Raw genomic sequence first — 2,358 nt, 5'->3', positions numbered from 1 at the left:
CTACACCGGTGAACCGGCCCCCGCCGCGGCCGCCGGCGCCGGCGCGGCCCCGCCCGCACCCCTCGGCCTGCCCAACTCGCCCGAGGAGAACCGGCTGGTCAACGAACTGATGGCGCCGGCCCTGCGCACCACGCCGGAGCGCCTGCCCGACTGGTCCACCGTGCTGACCGGACCCGTGTTCCGCGGGACGGAGGTGACCCTGAAGTGAACCGCCGCTTCCACGGGACGGAGGTGACCCCGAGGTGAACCGCCGCTCCTTGGCCGGACCGCTCCTCAAGTCCCTCGCCTTCGTCCTGGCCACCGTGCTCGCCACCGGCCTCCTCGCCTTCGCCATCGCCGACCGGGGCGTCGGCGACACCACCGGCTACACCGCCCGGTTCACCGACGTCACCGGCCTCGCCGAAGGCGACGGCGTGCGGATCGCCGGCGTCAAGGTCGGCCAGGTCTCCGCCATCCGGGTGGTGGACCGCCGGATCGCCGAGGTCCGCTTCACCGTCCAGCGCGGCCGCGCCCTGCCCGCCACCACCACCGCGTCCGTGAAGTACCTCAACATGGTCGGCCAGCGCTACGTCGCCCTGGACCGGGGCCCCGGCCCGGTCGGCCGCACCCTGCCGCCCGGCGCGCTCATCCCGCTGGAGCGCACCACCCCCGCACTCGACCTCACCCAGCTCTTCAACGGCTTCCAGCCGCTGTTCGACGGGCTCAGCGCCAAGGAGGTCAACTCCCTCGCCGGCTCCATCGTCCAGGTCCTCCAAGGCGAGGGCGGCACGGTGGACGCGCTGCTGGAACACGTCGGTTCGCTCACCTCGACCGTCGCCGCCAAGGACGAGGTCATCGGGCAGGTCATCGCCAACCTCACCACCGTCCTGGACACCGTCAACGACCGCGAGGAGGGCTTCGACGAACTCGTCACCACCCTCCAGCGACTGGTCAGCGGCTTCGCCGGGGACCGCGAACCGCTCGGCGAGGCGGTCGCCGGCATGGGCTCCCTCACCACCGCGACCGCCGGACTGCTCGAAGACGGCCGCGCCCCGCTCAAGGAGGACATCCGCCAACTCGGCCGGCTCAGCGACCGACTCGACGCCGGCACCCCGCAACTCGAACGGTTCCTCACCCGCGCCCCCGCCAAGCTGGAGACCGTCGCCCGGCTCGCCTCCTACGGCTCCTGGCTCAACCTCTACCTCTGCGAGGCCCGGGTCGCCGGCGTCACCACCTCCGACGGCTCCGCCCCGCCCACCGGCATCCCGCTCACCGAATCGAGGTGCCGCGCATGATCCCCGGCCGGCTCAGTAAACTCCGCACGCGGGGCACGCCCACCGGCACCGCCTCCGCCGCGCCCGCCGAGGACGCCCCGGTACGTCCCGGCCGGCGACGCCCCCGGCTCGCCCGCACCCCGCTCGGCGCCCGCAACCCGGCCGCCGTCGGACTGGCCGGGCTGCTGCTGCTCGCCCTGCTCGCCACCGCCGTCTACCGGATCGACGCCTTCACCGGCGGCACCCTCTACACCGCCGACTTCACCGAGGCCGCCGGGCTCGACGAGGGCGACGAGGTCCGCATCGCCGGCGTCGCGGTCGGCGAGGTCACCTCCGTCTCCTTGGACGGCGCGAAGGTGAAGGTCGCCTTCGAGGTCGCCGAGCGGACCTGGATCGGCGACGCCACCACCGCGGCCATCGCCATCAAGACCCTGCTCGGCGAGAAGTACCTGGCCCTCGACCCGCTCGGCGTCTCCCCGCAGGACCCCGCCCGCCGCATCCCCACCGGCCGCACCACCTCCCCGCTCGACGTCACCCAGGCGTTCACCGGCCTCGGCGAGACCATCGACGCCCTCGACACCGACCGGCTCGCCGAGAGCTTCGAGGCCATCTCGGACACCTTCGCGAACTCCCCGCCCGACGTCCGCGCCGCCGCCACCGGACTGTCCGACCTCTCCCGCACCGTCTCCACCCGGGACGCCCAGCTCGCCGAACTCCTCGCCGGCAGCCGCAAGCTGACCACCACCCTCGCCGGCAAGAAGAGCAGCTTCGAACTCCTCCTGGAGGACGGCTCCGCCCTGCTCGGCGAACTCCAGGCCCGCCGCGACGCCATCCACCTGCTGCTCACCGGCGCCCGCGACCTCTCCACCCAGCTCACCGGCCTGGTCCAGGACAACAACCGCCGGATCGGCCCCACCCTCGCCTCGCTGAGCCGGGTCACCGGCGTCCTCAGCCGCAACCGCGACAGCCTCGACCGCACCCTGGCCCTCGCCGGCCCCTACTACCGGCTGGTGGGCAACACCCTGGGCAGCGGACGCTGGCTCGACACCTACGTCTGCGGCCTGGTGCCCCGCACCTACCTCCCGGCCGGCACACCCCCCACCAC

The 2,358-nt window shown here is 73.7% G+C and carries 2 protein-coding genes and 1 pseudogene; all 3 read left to right on the top strand.

Translation table 11 applies throughout. The features are described from left to right. A pseudogene (locus tag C6N75_RS29645) lies at positions 1–208 on the top strand (MCE family protein); the annotation flags it as partial. 34 nt (positions 209–242) lie between these two features. Beyond that, positions 243–1,274 carry an MCE family protein gene (locus C6N75_RS29640; protein ID WP_105871917.1) on the top strand — a complete coding sequence of 344 codons (1,032 nt, stop codon included), beginning with the start codon at positions 243–245 and terminating at the stop codon, positions 1,272–1,274. Further along, on the top strand, positions 1,271–2,358 hold a 1,088-nt coding region (locus tag C6N75_RS29635), incomplete at its 3' end, for an MCE family protein (RefSeq protein ID WP_105871918.1). The genes C6N75_RS29640 and C6N75_RS29635, both read left to right, overlap by 4 nt.

The sequence above is a fragment of the Streptomyces solincola genome, from assembly GCF_002982015.1.
Classification (GTDB): Bacteria; Actinomycetota; Actinomycetes; order Streptomycetales; family Streptomycetaceae; genus Streptomyces; species Streptomyces solincola.
The sequence above is the reverse complement of the archived record's forward strand: the minus strand, read 5'-3'. Positions and strand labels throughout refer to the sequence as shown.